The following is a 26,236-nucleotide window of genomic DNA, read 5'->3' on the forward strand; positions in this document are numbered from 1 at the left end:
AAGCACGATAGAACCGCCGTCAGGCCGACGCAGTCTGGAACGAGTCAATTATCTACAGAACATTGACGCCCGTGAGGAACATGTAGAGAATTGGGCCATGACGAAGGTGTCGTTCGATCGGGATCCGGCCACCTATCGGCACTGGCACCTGCGCATCGAGCCGCCGGTGGCCTGGCTGGAGCTGGACGTCGACGAGCACGGCGGGCTGGTCGAGGGCTACGAGCTCAAGCTCAACTCCTACGACCTCGGTGTCGACATCGAGCTGTACGACGCCGTTCAGCGCCTGCGCTTCGAGCATCCCGAGGTCGGCGCCGTGATCATCACGAGCGCCAAGGACAAGGTGTTCTGCGCGGGCGCGAACATCCGGATGCTCGCCGGCTCGCCGCACGAGTGGAAGGTGAACTTCTGCAAGTTCACCAACGAGACCCGTAACGGCATCGAGGACGCCACCGAGAACTCCGGGCAGACGTATCTTGCCGCGGTCAACGGCAGCTGCGCCGGCGGCGGCTACGAGATCGCGCTGGCCTGCGACAAGATCCTGCTCGTCGACGACAACTCCTCGACCGTCGCGCTGCCCGAGGTGCCGCTCCTCGGCGTCCTGCCCGGCACCGGCGGGCTGACGAGGGTGACCGACAAGCGCCGCGTCCGCAAGGACCGGGCGGACGTCTTCGCCACCCGGCCGGACGGGATCAAGGGCAAGACGGCCGTGGACTGGCGGCTGGTCGACGAACTCGTGCCCCGCCAGGAGTTCCGCGAGGTGGTCGCCGCGCGGGCCCGCGAGATCGCGGCCCGCACCGATCGTCCGGCCGACGCGAAGGGCATCGTGCTCGCGCCCCTGGAGCGCACCGAGACCGAGGACGAGATCCGGTACCGGTACGTCTTCGCGAAACTGGGGAACGGCCTTGTCGAGATCACCGTCCGCGGGCCCGGGGCGGACGACTGGTTCCTCGCGATGACCCGCGAGCTCGACGACCTGATCCTGCGCCTGCGCACCAACGAACCCGAGCTGGGCACGTGGGTCATCCGCACCGAGGGCGACCCGGCGGCCGTCCTCGAACACGAACGGCAGGTGCTGGGCGGCGGCGATTGGCTGTCCAACGAGATCGCGCACTATTACAAGCGCACGCTCAAACGCCTCGACGTGACCAGCCGCAGCCTCATCGCGCTCATCGAGCCGGGCAGCTGTTTCGCCGGCATGCTGCTGGAGCTGGCGCTGGCCTGCGACCGTCAGTACATGTTGGACGGTCCGCCGAGCGACGACGAGGACAGCGAAGAACGTTCCTCGATCCTCTTGTCCGAAGCCAATTTCGGCGCCTTCCCGATGGGGAATGGACTGTCGCGTTTGGAGTCACGCTTCTACGGCGAGAGCGATCACCTCGACTGGCTCAAGCGGGAACGCGACCACCCGCTCACCCCGGCCGAGGCGGTCGAGCTGGGCCTGGTCACCGACGCGCCGGACGACCTCGACTGGGCGGACGAGATCCGGATCGTGCTGGAGGGCCGGGCGGCGCTGAGCCCCGACGCGCTGACCGGGATGGAGGCCAACCACCGGTTCGTCGGGCCGGAGACGATCGAGACCAAGATCTTCGGGCGGCTGACCGCCTGGCAGAACTGGATCTTCACGAGACCGAACGCCGCCGGGCCGGAAGGCGCGCTGCGCCGCTACGGCACCGGGCAGAAGCCGTCCTTCGATCGCAAGCGGGTGTGAGCAGTGCCGGAGAAGATCGACTACGACAGCAAGATCCCCAACAACGTCAGCCTCGCCGACGACCGCCGGCTGCAGCGCGCGCTGGAGGGCTGGCAGCCGAAGTTCATGAACTGGTGGTCGGAAATGGGGCCGACGCTGGAAACCCACGGCGTGTACCTGCGCACGGCGGTGAGCGTCGGCCGCGACGGCTGGGCGCATTTCGACCACGTCAACGTGCCGGACTACCGCTGGGGCATCTTCCTGGCCGAGCGCGACCCCGGCCGCACCATCGCGTTCGGCGAGCACAAGGGCGAACCGGCGTGGCAGCAGGTGCCCGGCGAATACCGCGCCGACCTGCAGCGGCTGATCGTGATCCAGGGCGACACCGAACCGGCTTCGGTCGAGCAGCAGAAGCTGCTGGGCCTCACCGCGCCGTCACTGTACGACCTGCGGAACCTGTTCCAGGTCAACGTCGAAGAGGGCCGCCACCTGTGGGCGATGGTGTACCTGCTGCACGCCTACTTCGGCCGCGAGGGCCGCGAGGAGGCGGAAGCGTTGCTGCACCGCAACTCCGGCAGCCCCGACGCGCCGCGCATCCTCGGCGCGTTCAACGAGGAGACCGCGGACTGGCTCGCGTTCTTCATGTTCACCTACTTCACCGACCGCGACGGCAAGTACCAGCTGGGCACGCTCAAGGAAAGCGCTTTCGACCCGCTCTCGCGCACCTGCGAGTTCATGCTGAAGGAAGAGGCGCACCACATGTTCGTCGGCACCACCGGGATCGACCGCGTGGTGCAGCGTAGCGCCGAGCTGATCCGCGAGCACGACACGATGGACATCGGCGCGCACGGCGGCATCCCGCTGGAGATCATCCAGCGCTACCTGAACTTCCACTACAGTGTCTCGCTCGACCTGTTCGGCAGCGAGACCTCGACGAACGCGGCGAACTACTACACCGCCGGGCTCAAGGGCCGCTGGCTGGAACCGCGCCGCCAGGACGACCACCGGCTGACCGACGACAGCGCCCAGCTGGCGCGGCCCCGCGACGACGGCACCTGGGAAACCGCGGAACTCCAGAAGATCGTGCTACTCAACCTGGACCTGCGCGGCGAGTACATCGCCGACTGCGAGACCGGTGTCAAGCGGTGGAACAAGATTCTCGACGAAGCCGGCATCTCGTTCCGGTTCGCCCTGCCGCACCCTGGTTTCAACCGGTATGTCGGCATAAACTCCGGCCACCACATCACGCCGGATGGGACGATCGTGGACGAACAGACCTGGCGGCGCGGCCGGAAGCACTGGCTGCCCAGCACCGAGGACCTCGCCTTCGTCCGCTCGCTCATGCGCCCGGTGTACGAGCGCGGGAAGATCGCGAGCTGGGTCGCGCCGCCGCGCCAGGGGATCAACGGCAAGCCGTTCGATTACGAGTACGTGTACCTCTAGGAGGCGGGCGCCATGGCGGGGTTCAACGCGGTGGATTACTTGCTGGACAGGCATTTACGCGACGGCGACGGCGGCCGGACCGCGGTCGTCGCCCCGTCCGGGACGCTCACCTACGCCGACCTCGCCGACGCGGTGCATCGCGTCGCGGGTGGCCTCACCGCGATCGGCGTGCGGCCCGAAGAGCGTGTGATGCTCTGCATGGTCGACGGGATCGAGTTGCTCACGGGCATTCTCGGCGCGATGTACGCGGGCGCGGTGCCGGTGCCGGTGTCGACCATGGTCACCGGGGCGGAACTGGGCAAGGTGCTGGCCGACTCGCGCGCCCGGGTGCTGTGCGTGTCCACGGAGTTCACCGCTGCCGCCAAGGAAGCCCTGGAGCTGGCGCCGGAACTGAGGTCCGTGGTGCTCGACCGGGCGAACCCGCTCGACTTTCCCGGCGTGGACACCCATGACTGGACCGAACTGTCCACATCGGACCCCGCGGCACCGTTCGATACGTGGGAGGACTCGCCCGCACTGTGGCTCTACACCTCGGGCACGACGGGCGAGCCCAAGGGGGCGATGCACCGGCACGCCAGCATTCGCGCGGTGTGCGAGACGTACGCGCGGAACGTGCTCGGTATTCGGGACGGCGACAAGTGTTTCTCGGTCGCGAAGCTGTTCTTCGCTTACGGCATCGGGAATTCCGCGTTCTTCCCGTTCTCGGTCGGCGCGTGCACGGTGCTCGAACCGGGCCGGCCGTCACCGCGACTCGTCGCGGACCGGGTCCGCGCGGAACGCCCCACACTGTTCTTCGGGGTACCGACGTTCTATTCGGCCCTGCTCGCCAGCGACATCCCGGACGACTCGTTTTTGTCGGTACGCCAAGCGGTTTCCGCGGGCGAGTCGTTGCCCGCGGTGCTGTTCGAACGGTTCCGGGACCGCTTCGGCGTCGAGATCCTCGACGGTATCGGGTCCACCGAGGCGTTGCACATCTTTCTGTCGAACCGGCCGGGCGCGGTGGTGCCCGGCACCACCGGCGTCGCCGTGCCCGGGTACGACGTCGAAATCCGTGACACCGCGGGAGCGCCGATCGAAGCCACCGGGGAACCGGGCGAACTGTTCGTGCGCGGGCCGTCCACGGCGTTCGGCTACTGGAGCCGGTACGAGACGTCGAAGCGCGTGTTCCAAGGGGAGTGGCTGCGTACCGGGGACAGCTACGTCCGCAATCCGGACGGCACCTTCACCTGCCTCGGCCGGTTCAACGACATGCTGAAGGCGGGCGGGATCTGGGTGTCACCGTCCGAAGTGGAGCAACGGCTGCTGCAACATCCCGACGTGGCCGAGGTTGCCGTGGTCGCCGCACCCGACGAGGACGGGATCGAGAAACCCGTCGCGTGTGTGGTGCCGGCGGCCGGGCACACTGTGGACCCGGACGTGCTGATCGAGTTCTGCCGGGAGGGGCTGGCCTCGTTCAAACGGCCGCGTGCGGTCGTCGTGGTCGCGGAACTGCCGAAGACCGCGACCGGCAAGATCCGCCGCAATGTCATCCGCGAGCAGGTCCGGGGCTCGCTGCGGCCGGGGGCGCTCGCGTGATCGACGGCAGGACGGTCGTCGACGCGCATGTGCACGCGCCGCGGCTGAGCACGCTCAAACCGGCCTGGCTGGAATGGGCGGAGCAGTTCTCCGGGCCTCACGACTGGCGGTCGGCCTACGACGCGAACGGCGATCCGGTGCCGGCGGCGCTCGACGCGTTGTTCGAGGCCGAGGGCGTCGACCGGGTCCTGCTGTTCAGCGAGTACAGCCCGCGCGCGACCGGTATCCAGCCGATCGAGGACAACCTGCCGCTGGTGCGGCACAATCCCGACCGGTTCCGGCTGGTCGCGAACGTCAACCCGCACCTGCATCATCCTGTTGCGGCGGAGGTCGAGCGGCAGCTGGATCTCGGCGCGGTGGCGCTGAAGATCCACCCGGTGCACGGTGCGTTCTCGCCGGCGGACAAGGAGTTGTACGCCGCGTACCACGTGTGCGCCGAACGCGGTGTGCCGGTGATCCTGCATTCGGGGACCAGCAGTTTTCCCGGTGCGCGCGCGAGTTTCGGCAACCCGGAGTTGTGGTCGGACCTCGTGGAGGACTTCCCGGCGGTGAACTTCGTGTTCGCGCACGGTGGCCGCGGCTGGTGGTACGACGTCGCCGCGTTCATGGCGCTGGCCAGGGAAAACGTCTGGCTGGACCTGGCCGGGCTACCACCGAAAAAGCTACCCGAGTACTACGCGCGGTTCGACTTTCCCCGCCTGGCTGGAAAGTTCGTCTTCGGCACGGACTGGCCCGGCGTCCCGGGCACGGCCCGCAACGTTCGCGCACTGTCCACACTGGACCTGCCGGAGGGCGTACTGACCGACATCCTGTCCGGCAACGCGGCGAAACTCTTTCCGGGGTTGGGGATCTAGCGCCAATTGTCACGGACACCTTCGCGTGCTTCGCCGGCGTTCTCCGTGGCGAGGGTCGAGACATCGAGCCGTCGCCGTGCTAGGTCAACGTGGCGGCGGTGGCTGGTGGAGGGCCCCGAGAGCGCCCGGTCACCACCCACTTCGCTGAGTACTTCGTCAGGCTCACCGACGAGACCGGGACAGCCGTAAGTCGCACCTTCGCCGACAGGCTGCGGCGAAGGTGCGCCATCGACCGGGCCGGCAGCTCGTCCATTTCGAGAACCCGTAACGGGCAACCGGCCTGAGGAGTGGTCCCGGTGGTCGACCGTCTCGGGTCGCCCCAGGTTTGGGGTTTTAGCCTCCTTGGTGCAAGCAGAGGTAGTTGCCCTCGGAGTCGGTCAACCAGGCGGCCTTCTCGTTGCCGAGCGTGGCGATGTGGCCGACCGTGCGCAGGTCGTCCGAGTCGTAGTCGAGGAACCGGGCGCCGCGCCCCTCCAGCTCGCGGATCTCCGCCGCGATGTCGGCGACTTCGAAGCTCAGCGCGGTGTTCTCGCTCGGCCGGGCGTCGGGCAGTACCCGGAGCCCGATCGCGTTGCCGCCGCCCACTTCGAAGTGGCGGGTCCCGTCCGGGCCGGTGGGCGCCTCGTGCAGGCCCAGCGTGTCGGCGTAGAAGTGGCCCGCGCGCTCGGCGTCTTGCACCGGGACGAAGACGATGACCTGGGATTTCGTGAGCATGGCTGCCTCCTCACCAGAGCGATCTCATAATCGTGCGCCTGCAAGGAAAAGGAGGCAATTCCGTCAGCCGACTACTCTGCGTTGACAGACCGCAGCGTGCGCATCGCCTCGGCCAGGGCCTTCGACGCGTCGGGGCCCAGCGGCTCCAGCACCCGGTGCCGGAGGATTTCCGCGCACGTCCGGCGAGCCCGCTCGGCCACGCTCTTGCCGTGCTCGCTCAGGCAGGCATAGGTGACCCGCCGATCGTCCCGGCTCGGCCGGCGCACGATCAGGCCCGCCGCCTCCAGCCGGTCCGCGACCTTGGTGAACCCTCCGCTGGACAGCGCCGCTTCCTTGGCCAGCCGCGTCATCGGCATCTGGTACCCGGGCGTGCGGACGAGCCGGAGCAGAATGTCGAACTGTGCGGGCGCGAGCCCGAACCGCTGCTCGATCTCAGCCATGACCTTGTCCTGGGTGGCCAGGTACCCCTCGATGACCAGGCCCCACCACGTCACGATCTCGTCGTCATCTGCCACGCAAGCAGTATAAGCAGACGTATTTCGCCGGAATATATCTTGCTAGCGAGAGGTTCTGCCGATAGAGGTTTTGGCGATAGATTCTGTCCGGCACGCCTCTCGAAGGAGGACTGATGTCCATCAAGACGACCGGCCTGCACCATGTCACCGCGATCGGCGGTGATCCACAGCGCAACGCCGACTTCTATCTCCGCACGCTTGGCCTGCGGCTCGTCAAGACCACGGTGAACTTCGACGACCCAGGCACCTACCACCTGTACTACGGCGACGCGTCCGGCAAGCCGGGCTCGCTGATGACGTTCTTCCCGTCGCGCGACGCGCCCAGCGGCCGCCGCGGCAACGGGCAGGCAACCACGACCGCGTTCTCCGTCCCGGCCGCGTCGATCGGCTGGTGGCGTGACCACCTCGCCGGAGCCGGTATCACCACCGGCCGCATCGCCAGCCGCGACGGCGAGGACGTACTCACCTTCGACGACCCGGACGGCCTGCAGATCGCGCTCGTCGCGCACCCGCAGGGCGACCCGCGCGACCCCTGGGACAACGGGCACGTCCCGGCCGAGCACGCGATCCGCGGGCTGCACTCGGTGACCCTGTCGGTGGCGGAGGAGGAGGCGACCGCGGACATGTTCCGGGACCTCGGCCTGACCTTCACCAGCCAGGACTCCAACCGGCTGCGCTTCAGTGCCGGCGATGGCGGACCGGGCGCGATGGTCGACGTCCTGGTCACGCCGGATGCCCCGCGCGGTCTAGTCGCGGCCGGCACCGTGCACCACGTCGCCTGGCGCGCGCCGGATGAGGAGACGCAGGTGTCGTGGCGGGCGGAACTGGTCGACAGTGGGGTGAACGTGACCTCGATCCTCGACCGCCAGTACTTCCGCTCGATCTACTTCCGCGAGCCGGGCGGCACCCTGCTCGAAGTGGCGACCGACCAACCGGGCTTCGCGATCGACGAGCCGCTGCTGGAACTCGGCCGTGCGCTCAAGCTACCCCCATGGCTCGAACCGGACCGCGAGCAGATCGAGCAGGCACTGCCCAAGCTGAACCTGCCCAGCGAGAACAACCCGGATCGCGAGTAGGCCGAGCGCACACTGCCCAAGCTGAACCCGCCCGGCGAGAACGACTCGGATCGTGAGTAGGTCGAGCAGCCGCTGCCGATGCTGAACCTGCCCAGCGGGAACAACCCGGATCGCGAGTAGGTCGAGCGCTCGCTGTCGATGCTGAACTTGCCCAGCGAGCACAGCCCGGATCGCAAGTAGATGGAGCGGGCGCTGCCGAAGCTGAACCTGCCCAGCGAGCACAACCCGGACCTGGCGTGACCCCTTCGCGTCGGTGCTGCCGGCCCCCGCCCCTCGCGTTCACGGCTCCGGTCCGGCGCCCGCGTGGCGCGGACCTGACGACACATCGTCATCTCACCAGTCTCATGATCACCCGGGAGGCGGTCGAGGTGGCGAAAGCCTGGTTCTAGGGTGGGTCCATGGGCACGGATCCGCACCTCGCTGGATGGTCCACATTGGACATTCACGGGCTGGTGATCGCGGTCGGCGGGCGCCTGCCGTGACCGCCGTCGAGCACTGGGGCGAGGAGCTGGCCGGCTGGGCGATCCCGCCGGAAATCCTTGCGCGGGCGGAAGAATCGCCGTGGGGGGTGTCCCGGAACGTGTTCGTCCGCCGGGCGGACCGGCAGCTCGGCACGCCGTCCACGCCGACACACCAGGCCGTGCTCGACTACGGCGGCACGGTGCTGGACGTCGGCGCGGGAGCCGGCGCGGCGAGCCTGCCGTGCGCGCGGGCGATCACCCACGTCACCGCGATCGACACGAATATCAAGCTGCTCGCCGAGTTCGCCGTGCGAGCCGCGGCGCTTTCCTTGCCATACCGCACGATCGAAGGTCATTGGCCGGACGCGGCGAACGAAGTCGGCTTCGTCGATGTCGCCGTCTGTGCCAACGTTCTCTACAACGTGCCGGACCTGTCGCCGTTCGTCGAGGCGCTCGGGCGGCACGCGCGGCGGGTCGTCCTGGAGCTGACCGAGTCCCATCCGCTGACCGCGATGAACGACCTCTGGAAGCGCTTTCACAACCTCGACCGCCCGCACGGGCCGACCGCGGACGACGCCGTGATCGCGTTGCGGGAGCTGGGGGTCGAGCCGGAAGTGGTGCGCTGGCAACAACCTTCGGCACCGGTCCCGTTCGACGAGCTGGTCGCGGTCACTCGCCGTCGCCTCTGCCTGGGCGCCGACCGCACCGAGGAGCTGGCCGCCGCACTGGCGGGGGGCCGATCGGGTACACGACGCATGATCACATTGGTCTGGTCACCCGATCGGACGGCGGAACCCAGCAAAACGCCGCCGACCGGGCGATAATCCGCATATGACCCACGCTCAGGACAACGAGCCGACCACCCAGGCTCTTCCGGAAACCGCTGCCCCGGCGACACCGACCGGTCCGGCGAAGATCAAGCGGACTCGGGTCAGCGGCACCTGGGTGGCGGTGATCGTCGCTCTCATCGTTCTCGTCTTCCTGCTCATCTTCATCCTGCAGAACCTCGGCGACGCCACCGTGCAGTTCCTCGGGATGAGCGCCGGCCTGCCGCTCGGCGTCGCGATGCTGCTCTCCGCCATCGGCGGCGCGCTGCTGGTCGCGCTCGTCGGCGGCGCCCGGATCGCCCAGCTGCGCCGCGCGACCAGGCGGGCGCACAAGGCGCTCCAGTCGGAAAGCTAATCTCTGGTCTGTGACCAGCGAAGACTTGCCCGTATCCGCCGCGGACGGTTCCCTGCTGCACCGGGCCGGACGGTTCGCCGGCTGGGCCGCGCGCACCGGTGTGTCGCTCGGCCGCCGCCTGCCGGGCGTGGACAACGCGACCGAGAGCCTGCGGCTCGTGGAGCGCCAGGTGTTCTCCACCCTGCGCAAACGCCTCGACGAGGTCGACGATCCCTACGTGGTCGCGTTGAGCGCCGCGTCCAGTGGCGGTGAGCCCGCCGGTCAGCTCGTGGTCACCCCCGAGCCGTTGCGCGCGGCGATGAAGGAACTGCTCGACCGGTCCGTCACCTTCGATCGCGACCGGGCGCGCGAATACCTGTACGCGACCGTGCTGCGCCAGCTGACCCCGGACGAGGCCCGCATCCTCTCGGTGCTGTCGAACGGCAGTCCCGCTTATCCCGCGGTCGACGTCGTGGCCAGGGGGGAGCGAATTCTGCTGCGCAACGCTTCTACTGTCGGTAGCACGGCGGGCGTGACCCTGCTCGACGAGGTGCCCAGCTACCTGACCCGGCTGGCCGGGCTCGGGCTGATCGACATCACCGCCGCCGAGGCCGCGCTGAGCTCGCAGTACGAGATCCTGGCGACCGACGAGCTGGTCCGCGCGGCGAGCGCCACGGCGAAACGGGTCCGGCTGGTCCGTCACACAGTGCGAGTGTCGCGGTTCGGCACTCGCTTCTGGGCGGTATGTGATCCAGAAGTTCGGACTCGCGTGTTGTGACCGCTGCCACTACCGTGTAACGAAGCCTGCCGCGGTAACGCTTTGCAGGGTGGTGAACCCACGTTAGTGACGTGGGCGGGAATGTGCTGAGCTTATAGCACATTTTACTGAAAAAAGATACCTTTTTGTTGGCATTATCACATGTGTTTCGTCGTCGTTGCAGGTAGTTAGCCTGCATGCTTCGCCGGCCGCTGAAGTGCTCAGAAAGCTCTGTTAACTTGTTTTGACATGTCCGGAAAGCACTTGATCGACTCTCCGACCAAGGCCGACGGCGCCGCGCTGTGGCGAATAGCACGGGATTCGAAGAAGCTGGATCTCAACACGCCATACGCGTATTTGTTGTGGTGCCGCGATTTCGCCGACACATCGGTAGTGGCCAAAGTGGACGGTCAGCCGGTCGGATTCGTCATCGCGTACCGCAGACCCGTGGCGCCCGATGCGGCGCTGGTGTGGCAGGTGGCCGTTGACGCGTTGCAGCGGGGACAAGGCCTGGCCGGGGCTCTGCTGGACGAGCTGTTCACACGCCTGGTGGGCCGGGGGGTGCGGTACCTGGAAACCACCGTCACCCCGGACAACGAAGCGTCGATAAGAACGTTCGCGTCGTTCGCGCAGCGTTGGAACGCGCCGATGGAGCAGACGCGACTGTTCGAGTCATCGGACTTCCCCGCGGAAGACGAGCCGCACGAGCCGGAGGACCTCTACCGAATCGGACCACTTTCCCGTTAATAGCGCGGAAAAGTCCCTCGATTCGGATATCACTCGGGAGTAGGAAAAGTACGTGAGCATCTTCGAAAAACTCGAGTCCGAAGTGCGTAGCTACAGCCGCGGCTGGCCGGTCGTGTTCGACCGCGCCGTCGGCAGTCACCTCTACGCCGAGGACGGCACGCCGTACCTGGACTTCTTCGCCGGCGCGGGCGCGCTCAACTACGGGCACAACAACCCGGTGCTGAAGAAAGCCCTGCTGGACTACATCGGCCGCGACGGCGTGACGCACGCGCTGGATATGTTCACCGTGGCCAAGCGTGATCTGCTGGAGACGCTGGAGGCGAACATTCTGCGGCCGCGGGAGTTGGATTACAAGGTCATTTTCCCTGGTCCGGGTGGGGCGAACGCGGTGGAGGCGGCGCTGAAGCTGGCGCGGAAGGTGACCGGTAAGGAGTCGGTCATCAACTTCACCAACGCCTTCCACGGTATGACGTTGGGTGCGTTGTCGGTGACCGGTAACTCGATGAAGCGCAGCGGCGCCGGGATCCCGCTGGTGCACGCCACCCCGATGCCCTATGACCAGTACTTCGACGGGGTGTACCCGGACTTTCTGTACTTCGAACGGCTGTTGGATGACTCGGGTAGCGGTCTCAACGAGCCGGCCGCGGTGATCGTGGAGACCGTGCAGGGTGAGGGGGGTATCAACGCGGCGGGGTTCGAGTGGCTGCGCGGCCTGTCGGATCTGTGTCAGCGGCACAACATCCTGCTCATCGTCGATGACGTGCAGATGGGCTGCGGGCGCACCGGCCCGTTCTTCAGCTTCGAAGACGCGGGCATCACACCGGACATGGTGTGTCTGTCCAAGTCGATCGGCGGCTACGGGCTGCCGCTCGCGCTGACGCTGATCAAACCCGAGTTGGATGTGTGGGAGCCGGGCGAGCACAACGGCACCTTCCGCGGGATCAACCCGGCGTTCGTCACCGCCGCCGAGGCGCTGCGCACCTACTGGAGCGACGACGAACTGGAGAAATCCACCCGCGCCAAGGGCGAACGGGTCGGCGCCGCGCTGCAGAGCATCGCCGAGGCCTACCCCGAGCACGGGCTCACCGCCAAGGGACGCGGCCTCGCCCGCGGCATCGAATTTCCCAACGGCGAAATCGCCGGGAGGGTGTGCGGGGCCGCGTTCGACCGCGGGCTGCTGATGGAAACCTCCGGCCCGGACAGCGAAGTCGCCAAACTACTACCGCCGCTGACCCTGTCCGAGTCCGAAGTGGACGAAGGCCTCGAAATCATCGACGCCTCGGTCAAAGCCGTACTGGGCAAGTAAAAGGAGAGAGACTTGATCGTCCGTACCCTCGATGAGATCACCGACACCGACGCTGACATCAAGACGCCGAACTGGCGCAGCAAGCGGATCATCCTCGCCAAGGAGAAGGTCGGGTTCTCCGTTCACGAGACCACGCTGTACGCGGGCACCGTGAACGATTTCTGGTACGCGAACCACATCGAGGCCGTGTTCGTCTTCGAGGGCGAGGGCGAGATCACCAACAAGGCGACCGGCGAGACGCACCTGCTCAAGCCGGGGTCGCTGTACCTGCTGAACGACCACGACAAGCACCAGGTCCGGCCGAAAACCGACATGCGCACGGTGTGCGTGTTCAACCCGCCGGTCACCGGGCGCGAGGTGCACGACGAGAACGGCGTGTACCCGCTGGTCACCGAAGCGGACTGAACTTCCCGCCACGCACGAAAAAGGGGAAGCCACAAGGAGGCGAACCGTTTTGACCATGATGGACACCGGTATCGAGGACCGTTACCCGACAAGGGTCACCGGGACCGCGACACCGTTGGACCGCACCGAGCCGACGGTCTGGGGAACCGAGGGCGACGGTCCGGCAGACGCGGCCACGCTGGCGGCGCACGAGGCCAAGGGGTTCCACGTCGTCGACGGGCTGCTCTCCCCGGGTGAGGTGCAGACCTACTGGCAGGAACTGGTCCGGTTGTCCGGCGACGAGTCCCTCCGGGCCGACGAGCGGGTGATCACCGAGAAGACCAGCGGCGAGGTCCGGTCCGTCTTCGAGGTGCACCGGATCAGCGAGCTGATCAGCGAACTCGTCCGCGACCCGCGCGTGCTCGACCGGGCCCGGCAGATCCTCGGCTCGGAGGTCTACATCCACCAGAGCCGGGTGAACTACATGCCGGGATTCACCGGCGCCGGCTTCTACTGGCATTCGGACTTCGAGACCTGGCACGCCGAGGACGGCATGCCCGGCCCGCGGTCGGTGAGCTGCTCGATCGCGCTGACCGACAACTACCCGTTCAACGGCGGCCTGATGATCATGCCCGGCTCGCAGCGCACGTTCGTGCCGTGCGTCGGGGAGACCCCGGAGGACTACTACAGGTCGTCGCTCCAGGACCAGCAGATCGGCGTCCCGAGCCGCCACGACATCACCACGATGGCCGCCGAGCACGGTATCGACCAGTTCACCGGGGCGGCCGGATCGGCGCTGTGGTTCGACTCGAACATCATGCACGGCTCGGGCAACAACATCACGCCGTTCCCGCGCTCGAACATCTTCCTGGTGTTCAACAGCGTCGAGAACGCGCTGGTCGAGCCGTTCGCGGCGAGTAAACCGCGGCCCACCTTCATCGCCGGCCGGGACTTCACCCCGGTGACCCGGTAGTAACGAAGCTAACAGCAGGCCGCGTGTAGCGAACCCGACGCAGCCTGTTACGGTGTCGCCACCGCCTCGGCGACGGGGCGGTCCGAGGTTGTCGTCGGTGGTGTGGGTCCTTCCTCGCTCGGGTAAGTCCTGTGCGACCGCTGACAATGTTGCACCGGGTGCGGCCCCGCACCACCAGATCGGGACTGGTGGTACGGGGCCGCATTCATTGGTCGAACAGATTCACCTCGGGCGTGATCTCCAGCAGCTCGTGCACCGGCCGCCCACGCCGCCCGTCGATCGTCGTCGCCCGCACCACGCGCAGTTTCGCCGTCACCGGACGGTCGAGGTTCTCCTTGATCTTGCCGAGCAGATCCGGCGCGACCGCACCCTGGATCGTGCCGCCGGTCTCGCGCTCGAGGTAGAAGATCCGCTTACGCGTGCGGACCCCGTCGAGCCGCCCCGACACGGTCTCGTACCCGACCGCCTCGCGTGCTTCGCGCAGGCTGCTGTTCAGCACTTTCGCCTGGTCCAGCGTCATGCTGCGGGCCACTTCGTCACCCGCGGTCGGGGTCAGCTGCAGGCCGATTCCGGCGTTCTTGACCACCGCGTTGACGACGTCGCTGACCGCGTTGCGCACGGTGTCGCGCTGCAGCAGGATCGCGTCGAGCGCCCCGTCGTCGGAGCCGTTCGCGGGCAGGAAGTCGCACAGCTCCTTCACCGCGCGCTCGGACAGGCTTTCGATGCCGTCATGGATCAGCGCGTCGTCGAGCGCGGGCTCGGGAAAGCCGAAGAAGATCGTGTTGCCGGCTTGGCCGCGCTGGATGAGCGGGGCCTTGTCGCGGTCGGCCGGCTGCACGTAGGTGACCTCGGCCTGCGGGTTGCGGATGATGTGCCCGACCTTCGCGGTCGCGTCCTGCAGCGCGCGGCTGATGTCGGAGAACGTGTACGCGTCGAGGTTCGTCGGGCCGAGCATCGACACCCGCAGCAGCGGCGACCGGGACGTGCGCTCGAACTTGGCGTGCGCGGCCATCGCCGAGGCGCGCGCCAGATCGTCGAGCCAGGTGCCACCGGGGATCTCGTCGGCGATCCTGCGGAACTCGGTCACCAGATCACCTCGGGGAATCCGCGCGTGCCATGAGCCGACCAGGTCTGCTCCCAGGTCTCCTCGTCGCCGGGGAAGCACAGGAAGCCGTCGAGCAGGCCACCCACCGGCTGCACCTGGTCCAGGTACATCGCGGGCTGGCCGATGATCACCCCGCGCAGCGTGACCAGGCCGTACAGCGAGTCACGCGCCGGGCCGGTCATGCGCTTGAGGCTGCCCCAGTCGTCCGGCATCAGAACCACGTCGAGTCCACCCGGCACGCGCTCGGTGCGGGTGATGAACGCGCCGCCGATCCACGCGCGGCCACCGGGGATGATCCGCGCGACCGCGCCGAGATAGCTGTTCAGGGCACTGAACAGGATCTCCCGCTCGTTCTGGTGCGGCGCGTCGAACACGAGGCGCTCATAGATGTCGGCGACATCGGCGGGCAGCCGCCCTGGCGGGAGTGACCCCTCCATGGTCCAGTGCGGGAGCGGCATGTGGTGAAAACTACCAATAAGGTCACTGTCAGTGCGCAGGCGGCCAGTCGATCGGGAGTGTTCCGGAGCGGCGGCCGTGGTCGGCGTCCCGCGTCTCGGGGTCGACGTACTCGTCCGGGACACGCGGAATCCACATCGTCTGTTCGGCCGGGACCGGCGGCGGGACCACCGGGACGCGTCTTCGGGTCAGCCGGACGATGAGCGCGCCGACGGCCACGCCCAGCACGAACGCCCCCACGAGCCAGAGCCAGTGCATACGCCACCACCCCCTACCGCGTATCGCGACTGTAAGCCGCGGTAGGGCCGGGCGCGAGTCAGCTGGCGGAGGCGCGGTCGTCCGCGGGGCGCGACGGGGTGACGAACGGCGTGAGCTGCGGCCTCTTCGGTACGAGACCGTCGCCGAGGGACTCGCCGCGCAGTTGCCGGCCGATCCACGGCAGCAGATGCGTCTTCGTCCACGCCAGATCCGAGCGGCGCTGGGTGACCCAGGTGCGCGGGGCGTCCAGCGCCGGCCACGGCTCACGCCAGTCGTCGGCCACCGGCACACCCAGCAGTTCGGCGGTGCGCAGCGCTATCCGGCGATGCGCCTCCGCGGTGAAGTGCAGCCTGTCGTCGCTCCACGCGCGGTAGTCGCGCAGCGCGTCCATCGCCCACAGGTCGACGACACGGGCGCCGTGCGCGGCCGCGATCGCCCACAGATTCGTGTTGTAGATACCGATCCGGCCGCGCAGCACGCTCATCACCGACAGGCGTTTCGTGTCGGGGCCGTTGAACAGCAGGACTTCGATGCCGGCGGCGCGCAGCGTGCCGACGACCTCGTCGATCTTGGCGGAGATCTCGTCGACATCCGTGCCGGGCACGATCACGTCGTTGCCGCCACCGCAGAAGGTGACCAGATCCGGCTTCAGTTCGAGGGCGATCGGGACCTGCTCGTCGACGATCTCGGCGAGCATTTTGCCGCGCAGCGCCAGGTTCGCGTACTCGAAACCGGGTCTGCCCCCGGCGAGGATCTCGGCGAGGCGATCGGCCCACCCGCGGTAGCTGCCGTCGGGGAGTGCGTCGTTCATGCCTTCGGTGAAGCTGTCACCCAAGGCGACATAGCTTTCGTAGCCGTACACGCTGCGATCCCCTCTCTGCCGCACCCTGCCCCAGTGTCAACAACCCGAGGCCGCCGCGCTGTTCCCTGATGGGCATCGCCGGTTTCCTCGGACGTCATAGTTTCTTACCTTGTCGGCCATCTGCGCCGCTTCATTACCGGACTGAAACCAGCCTTGTGGGCAAGATCTCGCGGACCGTTCCCCCGAACGGCACAGATCGGGCAGCATGTAAGGGTGACCTCACCTGCGACTCCGGAACGCGAATCTCTGGCCAGTGTGCTGGGTGGACGCAACGGCGCGATCGACGCGAGCCTACCGCCGCTCGCCTTCGTTCTGGGTTGGCTTTTCACCGGAAACTCCATCGCGTGGGGCTCGGTGGCCGCGATCGCGACAGCCGTCGTGGTCGGGGTGTTCCGGCTCGTGCGCGGCGACAAGGCACGCGCTGTAGTGGTAAGCCTCGCCGCTGTGATCGTCGCGGCGCTGATCGCGCTGCACACCGGGCGGGCACAGGACTTCTTCCTGATCCAGCTGCTGTCCAATGTGGCCAGTGCGCTGCTGTGGGCGGCGAGCGTGGTCGTGCGCTGGCCGCTGCTCGGTGTCGTGGTCGGACTGTTGCTGGGGCAGAAAACCAAGTGGCGCAAGGATCCTGCCCTGCTTCGGGCCTACTCGTGGGCGAGCCTGACCTGGTCGTGCCAGTACCTGTTGCGGGTGGCCGTCTACCTGCCGTTGTGGTGGGCGGGGCAACTGGTCGCGCTCGGCGTGACACGCACCGTGCTCACTTGGCCGCTGCAGGCGCTGACGATCGCGGTCAGCGGTTGGGTGCTGTACCGGCTGCTGCCGGACGATCACCCTGGGCTGCGGCTCAAACCCGCCGAGAAACCGGCAGAGGAAAAGTAGCCCCTTCGCCGAAGGCCTCGACCGCGGCCAGCAAGGCCGCGCCGTAAACGCCGTCTTCGCTCGTCAGGACGTCGAGTCCGCTGAGCCGCGCGCGAACGCGGTCGCCGACCGGTCCGCCGAGCACACTGCCGACGAGCACGACGGGGGTGTCCTCGCCGGGCTCGCGGGCGGCCAGCGCGATCGCAGTGAGATGTTCGGCGGCGCGGTCCAGGATCGGCCCGGCGTCCGCCGCGGCGCTGACCAGCGGGGCGAACCGGGCGAGCCGGATGGGGGCCTCGGCGTTCGCGACAGTGATCAACTGCTGCCACGCCCGGCGCCGATCGGAACCGTCGACGCCGGCCTCGGCGAGCACCGACTCGGCGAGATCGCCCAGTGCGCCGTCGGTCTCCAGCGCGCCCAAGGTGCTGCGGACGGCTTCGCGGCCGAGCCAGTAGGCCGAACCCTCGTCGCCGAGCAACCAGCCGTAGCCACCGACGGTCGAGACCATGCGCCGCTTGCGGATCCGGCCCGCGATCGAGCCGGTGCCGGCGATCAGCACGGTGCCCTCGGGCGCCGGGGTCGCCGACGCGAACGCGACCTCGGCATCGCTCAGCACGAGCACCTCGCGCAGCCCGAGGCGCTGCCAGGTGGTCTCGAACAACGCGGCCACGGCCGGGTCGGTGAGCTTGCTGTTACCCGCCATGCCGACCACGCAAGCGCTTGCGTCCTGCGGGTCCAGACCACGAAGGCAGGCGCCGACCGCTTCGGCGAGATGCGCCGCCGCCTCGGCGGGCGGGTGCGAGTTCGGGTTCCCGCCGCCGGAACGCCCGGTGCCCAGCACCGTCCCGTCCGCGGCGACCGCGATCGCGCGGGTGGACGTGCCGCCCGCGTCGACCCCCACGACGAAGTTCATCGCGTCTTGGTCACCTTGCGCAGGCCGCGTGGGTTGTCCGGGTCGCCGCCGCGCGCGATCGCCAGGCCCAGCGCGAGCCGCTGCACGGGCAGTACCTCCAGCACCGGCGCCAGCTCCTCGGCGACCGGTGGCACCGGGATCCGCACCGCGGCGGGCACTTCCTCGCTCGCCGAGCCGAGCGCGAGCACGTCCGCACCGCGTTCGGAAACCGCTTTCAACACGTCGTTCATCGCGCTGCCGCCGCGCCCGGTGCCGGTCACCGCGAGCACCGCGGTGTCGCCGTCGATCGCCGCGACGGGACCGTGCAACAGGTCCGCGCCGCTGTAGGCACGGGCCGCGAGGTAGCTCGTTTCGGCGAGCTTCAACGCCGACTCCAGCGCTGTCGCGTACGAATAGCCACGGCCGGTGGTGATGATCCGGTCCACGAAGCGGTACCGGTCGATCGCACGCTGTACGGGAGCCTGCAGCGCCTCCTCGGCGAGCGTGCCCAGCTCCGCCGCGGCCGAGCCGTCGCCGCCGCGCACGGCATCGATGAGCAGGTACAACGCCAGCAAAGTCGCCGAGTAGGTCTTCGTCGCCGCGACCGCCTGCTCGGCGCCCGCGCCGATGTCCACGGCCAGCTCGGCGGCCCCGTTGAGGGGCGAGGACGGGGTGTTCGTGACCGCCACGGTCAGCGCGCCCTGCTTGCGCGCGGTGCCGGTGAACTCCAGCAGGTCGGGTGAACCGCCGCTCTGGCTGACCGAGATCAACAGGACATCGCGCAGGTCAGGGCGGGCACCGTAGAGTGTCACGGTCGACGGGGAGACCAAACCTGCCGGCAGCCCCAGCAGTACCTCGATCAGGTACTTCGCGTACAGCGCCGCGTGATCGCTCGATCCGCGCGCGGCCAGCAGCGCGAACCGCGGCGGCCGGCGGGCGATGACGTGAGCGATCTCGGCGAACTCCGCGCGGCGGGCCACCTGGCCGGCCAGCACGGCGGGTTGCTCCGCGATCTCTGCTGCCATGTGCTGTCCGGGGGTCGTCATAGCCGTCCTCTCGTCAGTCGTCATTGTGCGCGTGCCGCCCGCTGCGTCGCGCACCTGGATCGTGCCCGTGATCGGGTAGGTTTCCCGCATCTTCGCAGTACCTGCCCATTAAGGTCTAGACCAATATTAACCCAGGCGCGGTGACGAGGCGAAAGGGTAGTTTCGTCCTGCGCCCGGTGTGCGTTTTGGCAAAAGAGGGAGTCGGTCATGGAGTCACCTACGCGCGGACAGCGCGAGCCCAAGTACTGGACGTTGAAGCAGCATCTGCTCGACCTGCTGGAGAGCCTGCCGCCTGGTTCGTCCATTCCCACCGAGCGCGCGCTCGCGAACGACTTCGGGGTGTCCCGCACGACGGTGCGCCAGGCGCTGGCCGATCTCACCGCGGAAGGCCGCCTGCACCGTGTGCAGGGCAAGGGCACCTTCGCGGCCGAGCCGAAGCTAGCCCAGCGGCTACAGCTTTCGTCGTACACAGAGGACATGCGCGCCCAAGGTCGTGAGCCGTCGTCGAAGTTGCTGGAGATCGAGGAACTTCCGTCCGAACCGGAAATGTCGAAACTGCTCGGCATCCGCAGCGGCGCGAAGATCCTGCGGATGCGGCGGCTGCGGCTCGCCGACAACGAGCCGATGGCGCTGGAGACCACGCACCTGCCGCTGAGCCGGTTCCGCGGCCTGCGCAAGCACGTCTCGGCCGGCGGCTCGCTGTACGCGGTGCTGCGCGAGCAGTTCGACGTGGAGATGGAGCGCGCGGAGGAGACCATCGAAACGTCGCTCGCCGGCCCGCAGGAGGCCGAGCTGCTGGGTGCGGACGTGGGCATGCCCGTGCTGTTGCTGTCCCGGCACTCGTTCGGCTCGGACGGGAAACCGGTCGAGTTCGTCCGGTCGATCTACCGCGGTGACCGCTACAAGTTCATCACGACGCTGAGCCGGCCGTGACCGTCCGGTGGGGGTCGCCGCAGGCGCGCGGGGTCCTCGCCACGACCATTCTCGGCTCGGGGATGGCCATGCTCGACGGCTCGATCGTCAACGTGGCGCTGCCGCGGATCGGCGCCGAGCTGCACGCGACCGTCGCCGGACTGCAGTGGATCCTCGACGGCTACCTGCTCGCGCTGGCCTCGCTGATCCTGATCGCGGGTTCGCTGGGCGACCGCTACGGCCGGCGGCGGATGTTCGTGCTCGGCGTCATCTGGTTCGGCGCCGCGTCCGTGCTGTGCGGTCTCGCGGTGTCGACCGAGATGCTGGTCGCGACCCGGGTGCTGCAGGGCATCGGCGGCGCCCTGCTGACCCCGGGTTCGCTGGCGATCCTGCAGGCGACGTTCGCGCACGACGACCGTCCGCGCGCGATCGGCACGTGGTCCGGGCTCGGCGGGATCGCTGCCGCGGTCGGGCCGCTCGTCGGCGGCCTGCTCGTGCAGGCGTGGTCCTGGCGGCTGGCGTTCCTGATCAACGTGCCGATCGCGGTGGTGTGCGTCGGGCTCGCCCGCCGGTACGTGCCCGAGTCCCGGGACGAGACGGTGACCGGCAAGCTCGACGTGCGGGGTTCGGTGCTCGGCGCGCTCGGGCTGGCCGGGATCACGGCCGCGCTGGTGGAGGCGCCGGTGCGGGGTCTCGCCGACCCGCTGGTGATCGTCGCCGGGCTGGTGGGCGTCGCCGGGCTGGCTGTGTTTGTGTGGCTGCAGCTGCACGAGGCGACCCCGCTGGTGCCGCCGGCGATGTTCGCCGACCGGACGTTCGGGCTGGCCAACGGGCTGACGTTCGTCGTCTACGCGGCGCTCGGCGGCGTGCTGATGCTGCTGGTGCTGGTGCTGCAGGTCGCGCTCGGCTACTCGCCGACCGCGTCCGGCCTGGCCACGCTGCCCGTCACCATCATCATGCTGCTGCTGTCCGGGCGCTCGGGCGCGCTCGCGCAGCGGATCGGGCCGCGCGCGCAGCTCGTCGCCGGGCCGCTCGTGCTGGCCGCCGGCATGCTGTTGCTGATGCGCGTCGGGCCGGGCGCGTCGTACCTCGGCACGGTGCTGCCCGCGGTCGTGGTGTTCGGGCTGGGGCTGGCGACGATGGTCGCGCCGGTGACCGCGACCGTGCTCGCCGCGGTGCCGGACCAGCACGCCGGTGTCGCTTCGGGGGTCAACAATGCGATTGCCCGTTCCGGAAATCTGATCGCGATCGCGGTGCTGCCGGCGATCGCCGGACTGACCGGCGGGGCGTATTCCGACCCGGTCGCACTCACCGAGGGCTGGCGGACGGCGCTCGCGGTGTGCGCCGGTCTCGGGGTGGTCGGCGCGCTACTCGGGCTCGGTGTCCGTAACTCCGTGTTGAAGTCGGAAGACGTTGCGCCGCAAGAGAAATCTGATCTTGGGAAATGCCTGCACTGCGCGGTGGAGGGGCCGCCGACGCAGGTGCGTGATTTCCGTTAAGTCCATAGTGGACGGTTGTCCGTCGTGGCGCTTCTCACGAAGCGGCTAACGTCGGGAGCATTCCGGTCGACAAGCACGTTGTAGATAACGTTTTGGCAACTCGCGAGTAGATCGGAATCATGACCGAGGAAAAGGACGAGGCCGGGAAGTCCGGTCTCAAGCCGGCACAGGTGTTCGCTTCGGCGCTGGCCGCGATCACCGCCGCGTTCCTGGGTTCGACACTGGGGGTGGGCGGCACCATCGCCGGCGCTGGGATCGCCAGCGTCATCACGACGGTCGGCGGCGAGCTGTACCTGCGCTCGTTGCGGCGTACCAGGGAGGCCGCGCGCAAGACGGCTTCCGCGCTGGCCCTGGACACCCGGCTCCGGCAGGAGACGCGGTACGCCGAGCCGCCACGGCCGGCGCCAGCGAACCCGCTGGTCCAGCGAAGACCGGCGCCGACGGCCGCGTTCGATCCGCAGCGCACCATGCCGATGGCGTCGGCCGGGGTGACTCAGCGGCCCGGCGAGGAACGTACGGTCTTCCTCCCGCGCCCGGACGCCCCAGTCCCGCCGCCGGAGCAGCCGCCGACCACGAAACCGTGGTGGAAGAACCGGTGGTTCCTCATCATCGGCACCAGCGTGGTCGCGTTCGTGATCGGGATGCTGGCGCTGACCGGGTTCGAGAAGGTCACCGGGCAGGCCGTGTCGGGCGGCTCGGGCACGACGTTCAGCCAGGTCGTGGGCCGGTCCGCGCCGAGCCCCTCGACCACGACGCACGAGACCACGACGGTCACCGAGCCGCCCTCGTCGCAGTCGAGGACCACGGCCCCGTCGAGCGAGCAGAGCCAGCCGTCGACGACGCCCACCCCGCAGTCACAGCAGGTGCAGCCGCCGAGCAGCGCCACCGCGACCCCCTCGCAGACGCCGACGCAGCAGACCGCCAGCCCCACGCCGAGCAGCTAGCTCGTCAGTGGCCCTGCCGGCGGCCGAGGGTGTCCGCGGGGGTCGCGCCGGGGCGGGTCCACTGCGGGACCGGGCGGCTGGCCGGGCCCCAGTCGGCGTGCCCATCCGCGTCCGTGCGCCAGTACCAGCACGCGCCGTTCGCGGTGAAGTCGCCGGGTTGGAAGGTCGACCCCTCGGGCCAGCCCGCCGGGGTGTCCTCCCACGCCTCGCGGCGGCCGTAGGGCGTCATGTCGAGCAGGCCGAGGGCCCCGTTGACCCGCTCGTTGCCGCGGCCGGTCGTGGCGTAGGTGAGGAACGTGCGGTCGCCGTCGCGCAGGTAGCAGGTGAGGTGACCCATCCGGTCGCCGACCGGCGCCGCCACGTCGCGCACCGAGTACCAGGGCTGGGTGTAGCCCATGAACTCGGTGTACGCGGCCACCTCGGCCCACGGGCCCGTGGTCAGGATGGCGAACGAGACGCCGCGGGCGTTGAGGTAGACGGCGTCCCGCAGGTGCCAGGCCGTGGTGGTGCAGCCCTCGCACTGTCCCTGGTGCGGCGCGCCGTCGTACCACATGTGCTTGTAGACCACGAGCTCCTCGCGGCCCTGGAAAAGGTCCAGGAACGGGACCGGGCCGTCGGCTCCGACGACCTCGACCGTCCCGTCGAACTCCACCATCGGCAGCCGCCGGCGGGCCGCGGCGATGGCGTCGCCCTCGCGGGTATGGGCCTTCTCGCGGATCAGCAGCTCGTCACGGGCGGCCTGCCAGGTGGCCAGGTCGACGATGGGTGGGCGGCCGGGCAGCGCGGTCATGGTGTCCTCCTGGTGTCTCGCGTCGTACAGACAGACGCGCGAACCGGCCGGAACTCATCGCGGACCGGCGAGTCCGTGGACGATCCGGCGGGCCGCGGCCGCCGGGTCCTCGGCCTCGGTGATCGCCCGCACCACGACCACCCGGGTCGCGCCGGCCTCGATGACCTGGGGCAGGCGTTCCTGGTCGATCCCGCCGATCGCGAACCACGGCCGCTTCGACCCCGCCATCGTCCGCACCAGGTCCAGTCCCGGCGCCGGGCGGCCGGGTTTCGTCGGGGTCGGCCAGCACGGGCCGGTGCAGAAGTAGTCCACGCCCGGTTCCGCCTCGGCGGCCCGGGCCTGCTCGACCGAATGCGTGGAGCGGCCGATGACCGGCTCGTCCCCGATGACCCGGCGGGCGAGGGGCACCGGCAGGTCGTCCTGGCCCAGGTGCAGCACGTCCGCGTCGACCGCGAGCGCCACGTCCGCGCGGTCGTTCACCGCGAGCAGTGCGCCGTGCCGGGCGCACGCCTCGGCGAGTACCTCCAGCGCGGCCAGTTCCTGCTTCGCCTCCAGCGGCGCGCCGCCGGTCTTGTCGCGGAGCTGGATGATGTCGACGCCCCCGGACAGCGCCGCGTCGGCGAACTCGGCGAGGTCACCGCGGCTGCCGCGGGCGTCGGTGCACAGGTACAGCCGTGCCGCGTCGAGCCGTTTCCTGATGTCGTCTCCGGTGAGCCCTGGCATGGTCACCACGCTAGCCGAGAGGTAACGTGGGATTGTCCGCACGGGAGCCCGAGGTACGGGCTGAGAGGGAGCCGGAACCGCTCCGACCGTGGAACCTGATCCGGATCATGCCGGCGCAGGGAGCGTGATTTCTGTGGTCAACCAAGTGGCGGTCGTCGGTGGCGGTGTGATCGGGCTGTCCGTGGCCTGGCGTGCCGCGGCCGCCGGGCACGACGTGACGGTGATCGATCCTTCGCCGGGGCGCGGCGCGTCGTGGGTCGCGGGCGGGATGCTCGCGCCGATCACCGAGGCCTGGCCGGGCGAGGAACCCGCGCTGCGGCTGGGTGAGGAGTCGCTGCGGCGCTGGCCGGAGTTCGCGGACGCGCTGTCCTCGGACGGTGGTGACCCAGGCTTGTCGACGGCGGGCACCGTCGTGGTCGCGCTCGACCGCGGCGACGCCGACCAGCTGGGCGTGCTCGCCGACTACCTCCGTTCGGTCGGCCGGGAGGTCGAGTCCGTCACCGGGCGCGGGCTGCGGTCGCTCGAACCGGGCGTGAGCGGGTCGCGGGCGCTCCTCGTGCCCGGTGATCTCGCGGTCGACAACCGGAAGCTGTTGCGTTCCTTGCAGGCCGCGGCGATCCGGCGGGGCGTGAAGTTCGTCGACGACCACGCGACCGAAGTCGGGCCCGGCGGGGTCCGGACCGTCTCCGGTGCCGTGACCTGCGATGTCGCCGTGATCGCCGCCGGCGCGCGCAGCGGGCGGTTGCATCCCGCGCTGGCGGTCCGGCCGCTGAAGGGCGAGATCCTGCGGTTGCGTGCGCGGCGGTCGAGCCTGCCGCCGCCTTCACGCACGGTGCGGGCCGTCGTCGAGGGGCGCCCGATCTACCTCGTGCCACGGGAAGGTGGCGAGCTGGTGCTCGGCGCGACGCAGTACGAGGCCGGGTTCGACGAGACGGTGAGCGCACGCGGGGTGCGTGAGCTGCTCGAAGGCGCGGCGCGGATCTTCCCGAGCATCGACGAGTACGAACTGATCGAATCGGCCGCCGGCCTGCGCGCGGCGAGTGCCGACACGCTGCCGTTCATCGGCGAGCTGGGCGACGGTGTGCTCGCGGCGACCGGGCACCATCGGAACGGGCTGCTGGGGGCCCCGGTGACCGCGGACGCGATCGTCGCCCTGCTCGACGGCACCGCCCCACCCGCACAGGTCGAGGCGGCTCATCCACACCGGCTGGGAGTGAACTGATGGAAGTACAGGTCAACGGCGATTGGCGGGCGTTCCCGGACGGGACCACGGTCGCCGGGCTGCTCGAAGCGCTCGGCACGCTGCCGAAGGGTATCGCCGTGGCGCTCGAGGGCGAGGTCGTCCGGCGGGGCGACTGGGCCGAGGTGGTCGTGCCGGCCGGGGCGCGGCTGGAAATCCTGACGGCGGTACAAGGTGGGTGATCGCATGCTCGAAGGTGACGATCTCGCGATCGGGCCGTACAAGCTGAGTTCGCGGCTGATCATCGGGACCGGTGGTGCGGCGAACCTCGCCGTGCTGGAACGGGCGCTCGTCGCGTCCGGCACGGAGCTGACCACCGTCGCGATGCGGCGAGCGGATGCCGATGGCGGGTCCGGGGTGCTGGAATTGGTGCGACGGCTGGGTATCCGGCTGCTGCCGAACACCGCGGGCTGCCGGAGCGCCGCCGAGGCCGTGCTGACGGCGCGGCTGGCGCGGGAGGCGCTCGAGACGGACCTGATCAAGCTCGAAGTGCACGCCGACGACCGGACGTTGTTACCTGATCCGGTGGAAACCCTCGACGCGGCCGAACAACTGGCGGCCGATGGGTTCACGGTCTTCGCCTACACGAATGACGATCCGGTGCTCGCGTTGCGGTTGGAGGAGGCCGGTTGTGCCGCGGTGATGCCTCTCGGTGCGCCCATCGGTACGGGTCTCGGGATCCGGAACCCGCACAACATCGAGCTGATCGTTTCGCGGGCCGGGGTGCCCATCGTCCTGGACGCGGGCATCGGGACCGCCTCGGATGCCGCGCTCGCGATGGAACTGGGCTGTGACGCGGTGTTACTTTCGACGGCTGTGACCAGGGCACAGGACCCGGAACGGATGGCACACGCGATGCGCTCGGCGGTGGTCGCCGGACGCCTCGCCCGGGGCGCCGGCCGGATCCCGCAACGTTTCTGGGCGCAAGCCTCGTCGCCCGCCCGGTGACGTTTCACCGCACGGATTACTGCGATACGGGTGTTCACCGTATTCAGACAGCG

29 protein-coding genes and 1 riboswitch are annotated in these 26,236 nt (G+C 69.0%); of the genes, 19 read left to right on the top strand and 10 right to left on the bottom strand.

Annotated features, from left to right (window positions below; translation table 11 throughout):
• The first annotated feature begins 97 nt into the window (after positions 1–97).
• The 4 genes from boxC to LOZ83_RS36450 are packed head-to-tail and all read left to right on the top strand — an operon-like array spanning position 98 to position 5,559.
• Positions 98–1,708: a 2,3-epoxybenzoyl-CoA dihydrolase gene (gene boxC / locus LOZ83_RS36435; RefSeq protein WP_236796426.1), complete on the top strand. Its 1,611-nt coding sequence runs from the start codon at positions 98–100 to the stop codon at positions 1,706–1,708.
• A gap of 3 nt (positions 1,709–1,711) precedes the next feature.
• Positions 1,712–3,130 carry a benzoyl-CoA 2,3-epoxidase subunit BoxB gene (gene boxB / locus LOZ83_RS36440; RefSeq protein WP_236796427.1) on the top strand — a complete coding sequence of 473 codons (1,419 nt, stop codon included), beginning with the start codon at positions 1,712–1,714 and terminating at the stop codon, positions 3,128–3,130.
• Between the two features lie 12 nt (positions 3,131–3,142).
• Entirely contained in the window at positions 3,143–4,705 is a 1,563-nt protein-coding gene (locus tag LOZ83_RS36445; protein WP_236796428.1) for a benzoate-CoA ligase family protein, read from the top strand.
• On the top strand, positions 4,702–5,559 hold the full coding sequence (locus LOZ83_RS36450) for an amidohydrolase family protein (protein ID WP_236796429.1): 858 nt from the start codon (positions 4,702–4,704) through the stop codon (positions 5,557–5,559). Before LOZ83_RS36445 ends, LOZ83_RS36450 begins: the two co-directional genes overlap by 4 nt.
• A gap of 333 nt (positions 5,560–5,892) precedes the next feature.
• Here LOZ83_RS36450 and LOZ83_RS36455 read toward each other — a convergent pair whose 3' ends face one another.
• On the bottom strand, positions 5,893–6,273 hold the full coding sequence (locus LOZ83_RS36455; RefSeq protein ID WP_236796430.1) for a VOC family protein: 381 nt from the start codon (positions 6,271–6,273) through the stop codon (positions 5,893–5,895).
• Between the two features lie 71 nt (positions 6,274–6,344).
• Entirely contained in the window at positions 6,345–6,788 is a 444-nt protein-coding gene (locus tag LOZ83_RS36460) for a MarR family winged helix-turn-helix transcriptional regulator (protein ID WP_236796431.1), read from the bottom strand.
• A gap of 113 nt (positions 6,789–6,901) precedes the next feature.
• On the opposite strand from LOZ83_RS36460, the gene LOZ83_RS36465 reads away from it, so the two are divergent.
• The 8 genes from LOZ83_RS36465 to thpD all read left to right on the top strand — a co-directional run bounded on the left by LOZ83_RS36465 (position 6,902) and on the right by thpD (position 13,653).
• Positions 6,902–7,864: a ring-cleaving dioxygenase gene (locus tag LOZ83_RS36465; protein ID WP_236796432.1), complete on the top strand. Its 963-nt coding sequence runs from the start codon at positions 6,902–6,904 to the stop codon at positions 7,862–7,864.
• A 478-nt stretch (positions 7,865–8,342) separates the two neighbouring features.
• A complete protein-coding gene (locus LOZ83_RS36470; protein WP_236796433.1) occupies positions 8,343–9,149 on the top strand; it encodes a methyltransferase domain-containing protein in 807 nt (268 codons plus the stop codon).
• A 7-nt stretch (positions 9,150–9,156) separates the two neighbouring features.
• Positions 9,157–9,507 (top strand): lipopolysaccharide assembly LapA domain-containing protein, encoded by a 351-nt coding sequence (locus LOZ83_RS36475; RefSeq protein WP_236796434.1) that lies wholly within the window; start codon positions 9,157–9,159, stop codon positions 9,505–9,507.
• Between the two features lie 10 nt (positions 9,508–9,517).
• Positions 9,518–10,264, top strand: coding sequence for an Abi-alpha family protein (locus tag LOZ83_RS36480; RefSeq protein ID WP_236796435.1), 747 nt, complete (start codon positions 9,518–9,520; stop codon positions 10,262–10,264).
• 228 nt (positions 10,265–10,492) lie between these two features.
• Positions 10,493–10,990 carry a diaminobutyrate acetyltransferase gene (gene ectA / locus LOZ83_RS36485; RefSeq protein WP_236796436.1) on the top strand — a complete coding sequence of 166 codons (498 nt, stop codon included), beginning with the start codon at positions 10,493–10,495 and terminating at the stop codon, positions 10,988–10,990.
• A gap of 52 nt (positions 10,991–11,042) precedes the next feature.
• Positions 11,043–12,296: a diaminobutyrate--2-oxoglutarate transaminase gene (ectB, locus tag LOZ83_RS36490; protein WP_236796437.1), complete on the top strand. Its 1,254-nt coding sequence runs from the start codon at positions 11,043–11,045 to the stop codon at positions 12,294–12,296.
• Between the two features lie 12 nt (positions 12,297–12,308).
• Positions 12,309–12,701, top strand: coding sequence for an ectoine synthase (locus LOZ83_RS36495; protein ID WP_236796438.1), 393 nt, complete (start codon positions 12,309–12,311; stop codon positions 12,699–12,701).
• A 58-nt stretch (positions 12,702–12,759) separates the two neighbouring features.
• Positions 12,760–13,653 carry an ectoine hydroxylase gene (thpD, locus tag LOZ83_RS36500; RefSeq protein ID WP_374202766.1) on the top strand — a complete coding sequence of 298 codons (894 nt, stop codon included), beginning with the start codon at positions 12,760–12,762 and terminating at the stop codon, positions 13,651–13,653.
• A gap of 205 nt (positions 13,654–13,858) precedes the next feature.
• On the opposite strand, the gene LOZ83_RS36505 is transcribed toward thpD, so the two are convergent.
• Genes LOZ83_RS36505 through LOZ83_RS36520 form a run of 4 tightly spaced genes read right to left on the bottom strand, consistent with a single transcriptional unit; the run spans position 13,859 to position 16,334 of the window.
• Positions 13,859–14,743 (bottom strand): hypothetical protein, encoded by an 885-nt coding sequence (locus LOZ83_RS36505; RefSeq protein ID WP_236796484.1) that lies wholly within the window; start codon positions 14,741–14,743, stop codon positions 13,859–13,861.
• A complete protein-coding gene (locus LOZ83_RS36510; RefSeq protein WP_236796440.1) occupies positions 14,737–15,216 on the bottom strand; it encodes a hypothetical protein in 480 nt (159 codons plus the stop codon). Before LOZ83_RS36510 ends, LOZ83_RS36505 begins: the two co-directional genes overlap by 7 nt.
• A gap of 28 nt (positions 15,217–15,244) precedes the next feature.
• The gene (locus LOZ83_RS36515; RefSeq protein ID WP_236796441.1) at positions 15,245–15,472 is read right to left on the bottom strand and encodes a hypothetical protein; all 228 of its coding nucleotides are present in this window, start codon (positions 15,470–15,472) and stop codon (positions 15,245–15,247) included.
• A 58-nt stretch (positions 15,473–15,530) separates the two neighbouring features.
• Positions 15,531–16,334: an SGNH/GDSL hydrolase family protein gene (locus LOZ83_RS36520; RefSeq protein ID WP_236796442.1), complete on the bottom strand. Its 804-nt coding sequence runs from the start codon at positions 16,332–16,334 to the stop codon at positions 15,531–15,533.
• Positions 16,335–16,547: 213 nt separating this feature from the next.
• On the opposite strand from LOZ83_RS36520, the gene LOZ83_RS36525 reads away from it, so the two are divergent.
• Complete coding sequence (locus LOZ83_RS36525; protein ID WP_236796443.1) at positions 16,548–17,210, top strand: DUF3159 domain-containing protein; 663 nt, start codon at positions 16,548–16,550, stop codon at positions 17,208–17,210.
• Here LOZ83_RS36525 and LOZ83_RS36530 read toward each other — a convergent pair.
• Together LOZ83_RS36530 and LOZ83_RS36535 are read right to left on the bottom strand one after the other, a co-directional pair.
• Positions 17,176–18,102 carry an N-acetylglucosamine kinase gene (locus tag LOZ83_RS36530; protein WP_236796444.1) on the bottom strand — a complete coding sequence of 309 codons (927 nt, stop codon included), beginning with the start codon at positions 18,100–18,102 and terminating at the stop codon, positions 17,176–17,178. The two genes, LOZ83_RS36525 and LOZ83_RS36530, sit on opposite strands and share 35 nt — an antisense overlap.
• On the bottom strand, positions 18,099–19,127 hold the full coding sequence (locus LOZ83_RS36535) for an SIS domain-containing protein (RefSeq protein ID WP_374202764.1): 1,029 nt from the start codon (positions 19,125–19,127) through the stop codon (positions 18,099–18,101). The genes LOZ83_RS36530 and LOZ83_RS36535 overlap by 4 nt, the downstream gene beginning before the upstream one ends.
• Positions 19,128–19,334: 207 nt before the next feature.
• Here LOZ83_RS36535 and LOZ83_RS36540 point away from each other — a divergent pair, with 207 nt between their 5' ends.
• The 3 genes from LOZ83_RS36540 (at position 19,335) to LOZ83_RS36550 (ending at position 22,482) form a co-directional block, all read left to right on the top strand.
• Positions 19,335–20,060, top strand: a complete 726-nt coding sequence (locus LOZ83_RS36540; RefSeq protein ID WP_236796445.1) for a GntR family transcriptional regulator — start codon at positions 19,335–19,337, stop codon at positions 20,058–20,060.
• 62 nt (positions 20,061–20,122) lie between these two features.
• Positions 20,123–21,538: an MFS transporter gene (locus tag LOZ83_RS36545; protein ID WP_236796486.1), complete on the top strand. Its 1,416-nt coding sequence runs from the start codon at positions 20,123–20,125 to the stop codon at positions 21,536–21,538.
• Positions 21,539–21,657: 119 nt separating this feature from the next.
• Positions 21,658–22,482: a hypothetical protein gene (locus LOZ83_RS36550; protein ID WP_236796446.1), complete on the top strand. Its 825-nt coding sequence runs from the start codon at positions 21,658–21,660 to the stop codon at positions 22,480–22,482.
• 4 nt (positions 22,483–22,486) lie between these two features.
• On the opposite strand, the gene LOZ83_RS36555 is transcribed toward LOZ83_RS36550, so the two are convergent.
• The gene (locus LOZ83_RS36555) at positions 22,487–23,272 is read right to left on the bottom strand and encodes a DUF899 family protein (RefSeq protein ID WP_236796447.1); all 786 of its coding nucleotides are present in this window, start codon (positions 23,270–23,272) and stop codon (positions 22,487–22,489) included.
• Between the two features lie 54 nt (positions 23,273–23,326).
• Positions 23,327–23,995 carry a thiamine phosphate synthase gene (gene thiE, locus LOZ83_RS36560; RefSeq protein ID WP_236796448.1) on the bottom strand — a complete coding sequence of 223 codons (669 nt, stop codon included), beginning with the start codon at positions 23,993–23,995 and terminating at the stop codon, positions 23,327–23,329.
• A gap of 30 nt (positions 23,996–24,025) precedes the next feature.
• Positions 24,026–24,134: riboswitch (TPP riboswitch) on the top strand.
• On the opposite strand from thiE, the gene thiO reads away from it, so the two are divergent.
• The 3 genes from thiO to LOZ83_RS36575 all read left to right on the top strand — a co-directional run bounded on the left by thiO (position 24,129) and on the right by LOZ83_RS36575 (position 26,183).
• A complete protein-coding gene (gene thiO, locus LOZ83_RS36565) occupies positions 24,129–25,217 on the top strand; it encodes a glycine oxidase ThiO (RefSeq protein ID WP_236796449.1) in 1,089 nt (362 codons plus the stop codon). It overlaps the preceding riboswitch by 6 nt.
• Complete coding sequence (gene thiS, locus LOZ83_RS36570) at positions 25,217–25,417, top strand: sulfur carrier protein ThiS (RefSeq protein ID WP_236796450.1); 201 nt, start codon at positions 25,217–25,219, stop codon at positions 25,415–25,417. Before thiO ends, thiS begins: the two co-directional genes overlap by 1 nt.
• 4 nt (positions 25,418–25,421) lie before the next feature.
• Complete coding sequence (locus LOZ83_RS36575) at positions 25,422–26,183, top strand: thiazole synthase (RefSeq protein ID WP_236796451.1); 762 nt, start codon at positions 25,422–25,424, stop codon at positions 26,181–26,183.
• Positions 26,184–26,236 lie beyond the last annotated feature (53 nt).

It is taken from the genome of Amycolatopsis sp. GM8 (assembly GCF_021653975.1).
In the GTDB taxonomy this organism is placed as follows: domain Bacteria; phylum Actinomycetota; class Actinomycetes; order Mycobacteriales; family Pseudonocardiaceae; genus Amycolatopsis_E.

Bases quoted from the DNA above. Each gene is read 5' to 3' on its own strand.
- boxC (WP_236796426.1), top strand. From the start codon at position 98: ATGACGAAGGTGTCGTTCGATCGGGATCCGGCCACCTATCGGCACTGG.
- LOZ83_RS36445 (WP_236796428.1), top strand. From the start codon at position 3,143: ATGGCGGGGTTCAACGCGGTGGATTACTTGCTGGACAGGCATTTACGC.
- LOZ83_RS36455 (WP_236796430.1), bottom strand. From the start codon at position 6,273: ATGCTCACGAAATCCCAGGTCATCGTCTTCGTCCCGGTGCAAGACGCC.
- LOZ83_RS36465 (WP_236796432.1), top strand. From the start codon at position 6,902: ATGTCCATCAAGACGACCGGCCTGCACCATGTCACCGCGATCGGCGGT.
- LOZ83_RS36475 (WP_236796434.1), top strand. From the start codon at position 9,157: ATGACCCACGCTCAGGACAACGAGCCGACCACCCAGGCTCTTCCGGAA.
- ectA (WP_236796436.1), top strand. From the start codon at position 10,493: ATGTCCGGAAAGCACTTGATCGACTCTCCGACCAAGGCCGACGGCGCC.
- thpD (WP_374202766.1), top strand. From the start codon at position 12,760: ATGGACACCGGTATCGAGGACCGTTACCCGACAAGGGTCACCGGGACC.
- LOZ83_RS36510 (WP_236796440.1), bottom strand. From the start codon at position 15,216: ATGCCGCTCCCGCACTGGACCATGGAGGGGTCACTCCCGCCAGGGCGG.
- LOZ83_RS36515 (WP_236796441.1), bottom strand. From the start codon at position 15,472: ATGCACTGGCTCTGGCTCGTGGGGGCGTTCGTGCTGGGCGTGGCCGTC.
- LOZ83_RS36530 (WP_236796444.1), bottom strand. From the start codon at position 18,102: ATGAACTTCGTCGTGGGGGTCGACGCGGGCGGCACGTCCACCCGCGCG.
- LOZ83_RS36535 (WP_374202764.1), bottom strand. From the start codon at position 19,127: ATGACGACCCCCGGACAGCACATGGCAGCAGAGATCGCGGAGCAACCC.
- LOZ83_RS36540 (WP_236796445.1), top strand. From the start codon at position 19,335: ATGGAGTCACCTACGCGCGGACAGCGCGAGCCCAAGTACTGGACGTTG.
- LOZ83_RS36545 (WP_236796486.1), top strand. From the start codon at position 20,123: ATGGCCATGCTCGACGGCTCGATCGTCAACGTGGCGCTGCCGCGGATC.
- LOZ83_RS36550 (WP_236796446.1), top strand. From the start codon at position 21,658: ATGACCGAGGAAAAGGACGAGGCCGGGAAGTCCGGTCTCAAGCCGGCA.
- LOZ83_RS36555 (WP_236796447.1), bottom strand. From the start codon at position 23,272: ATGACCGCGCTGCCCGGCCGCCCACCCATCGTCGACCTGGCCACCTGG.
- thiE (WP_236796448.1), bottom strand. From the start codon at position 23,995: ATGCCAGGGCTCACCGGAGACGACATCAGGAAACGGCTCGACGCGGCA.
- thiS (WP_236796450.1), top strand. From the start codon at position 25,217: ATGGAAGTACAGGTCAACGGCGATTGGCGGGCGTTCCCGGACGGGACC.
- LOZ83_RS36575 (WP_236796451.1), top strand. From the start codon at position 25,422: ATGCTCGAAGGTGACGATCTCGCGATCGGGCCGTACAAGCTGAGTTCG.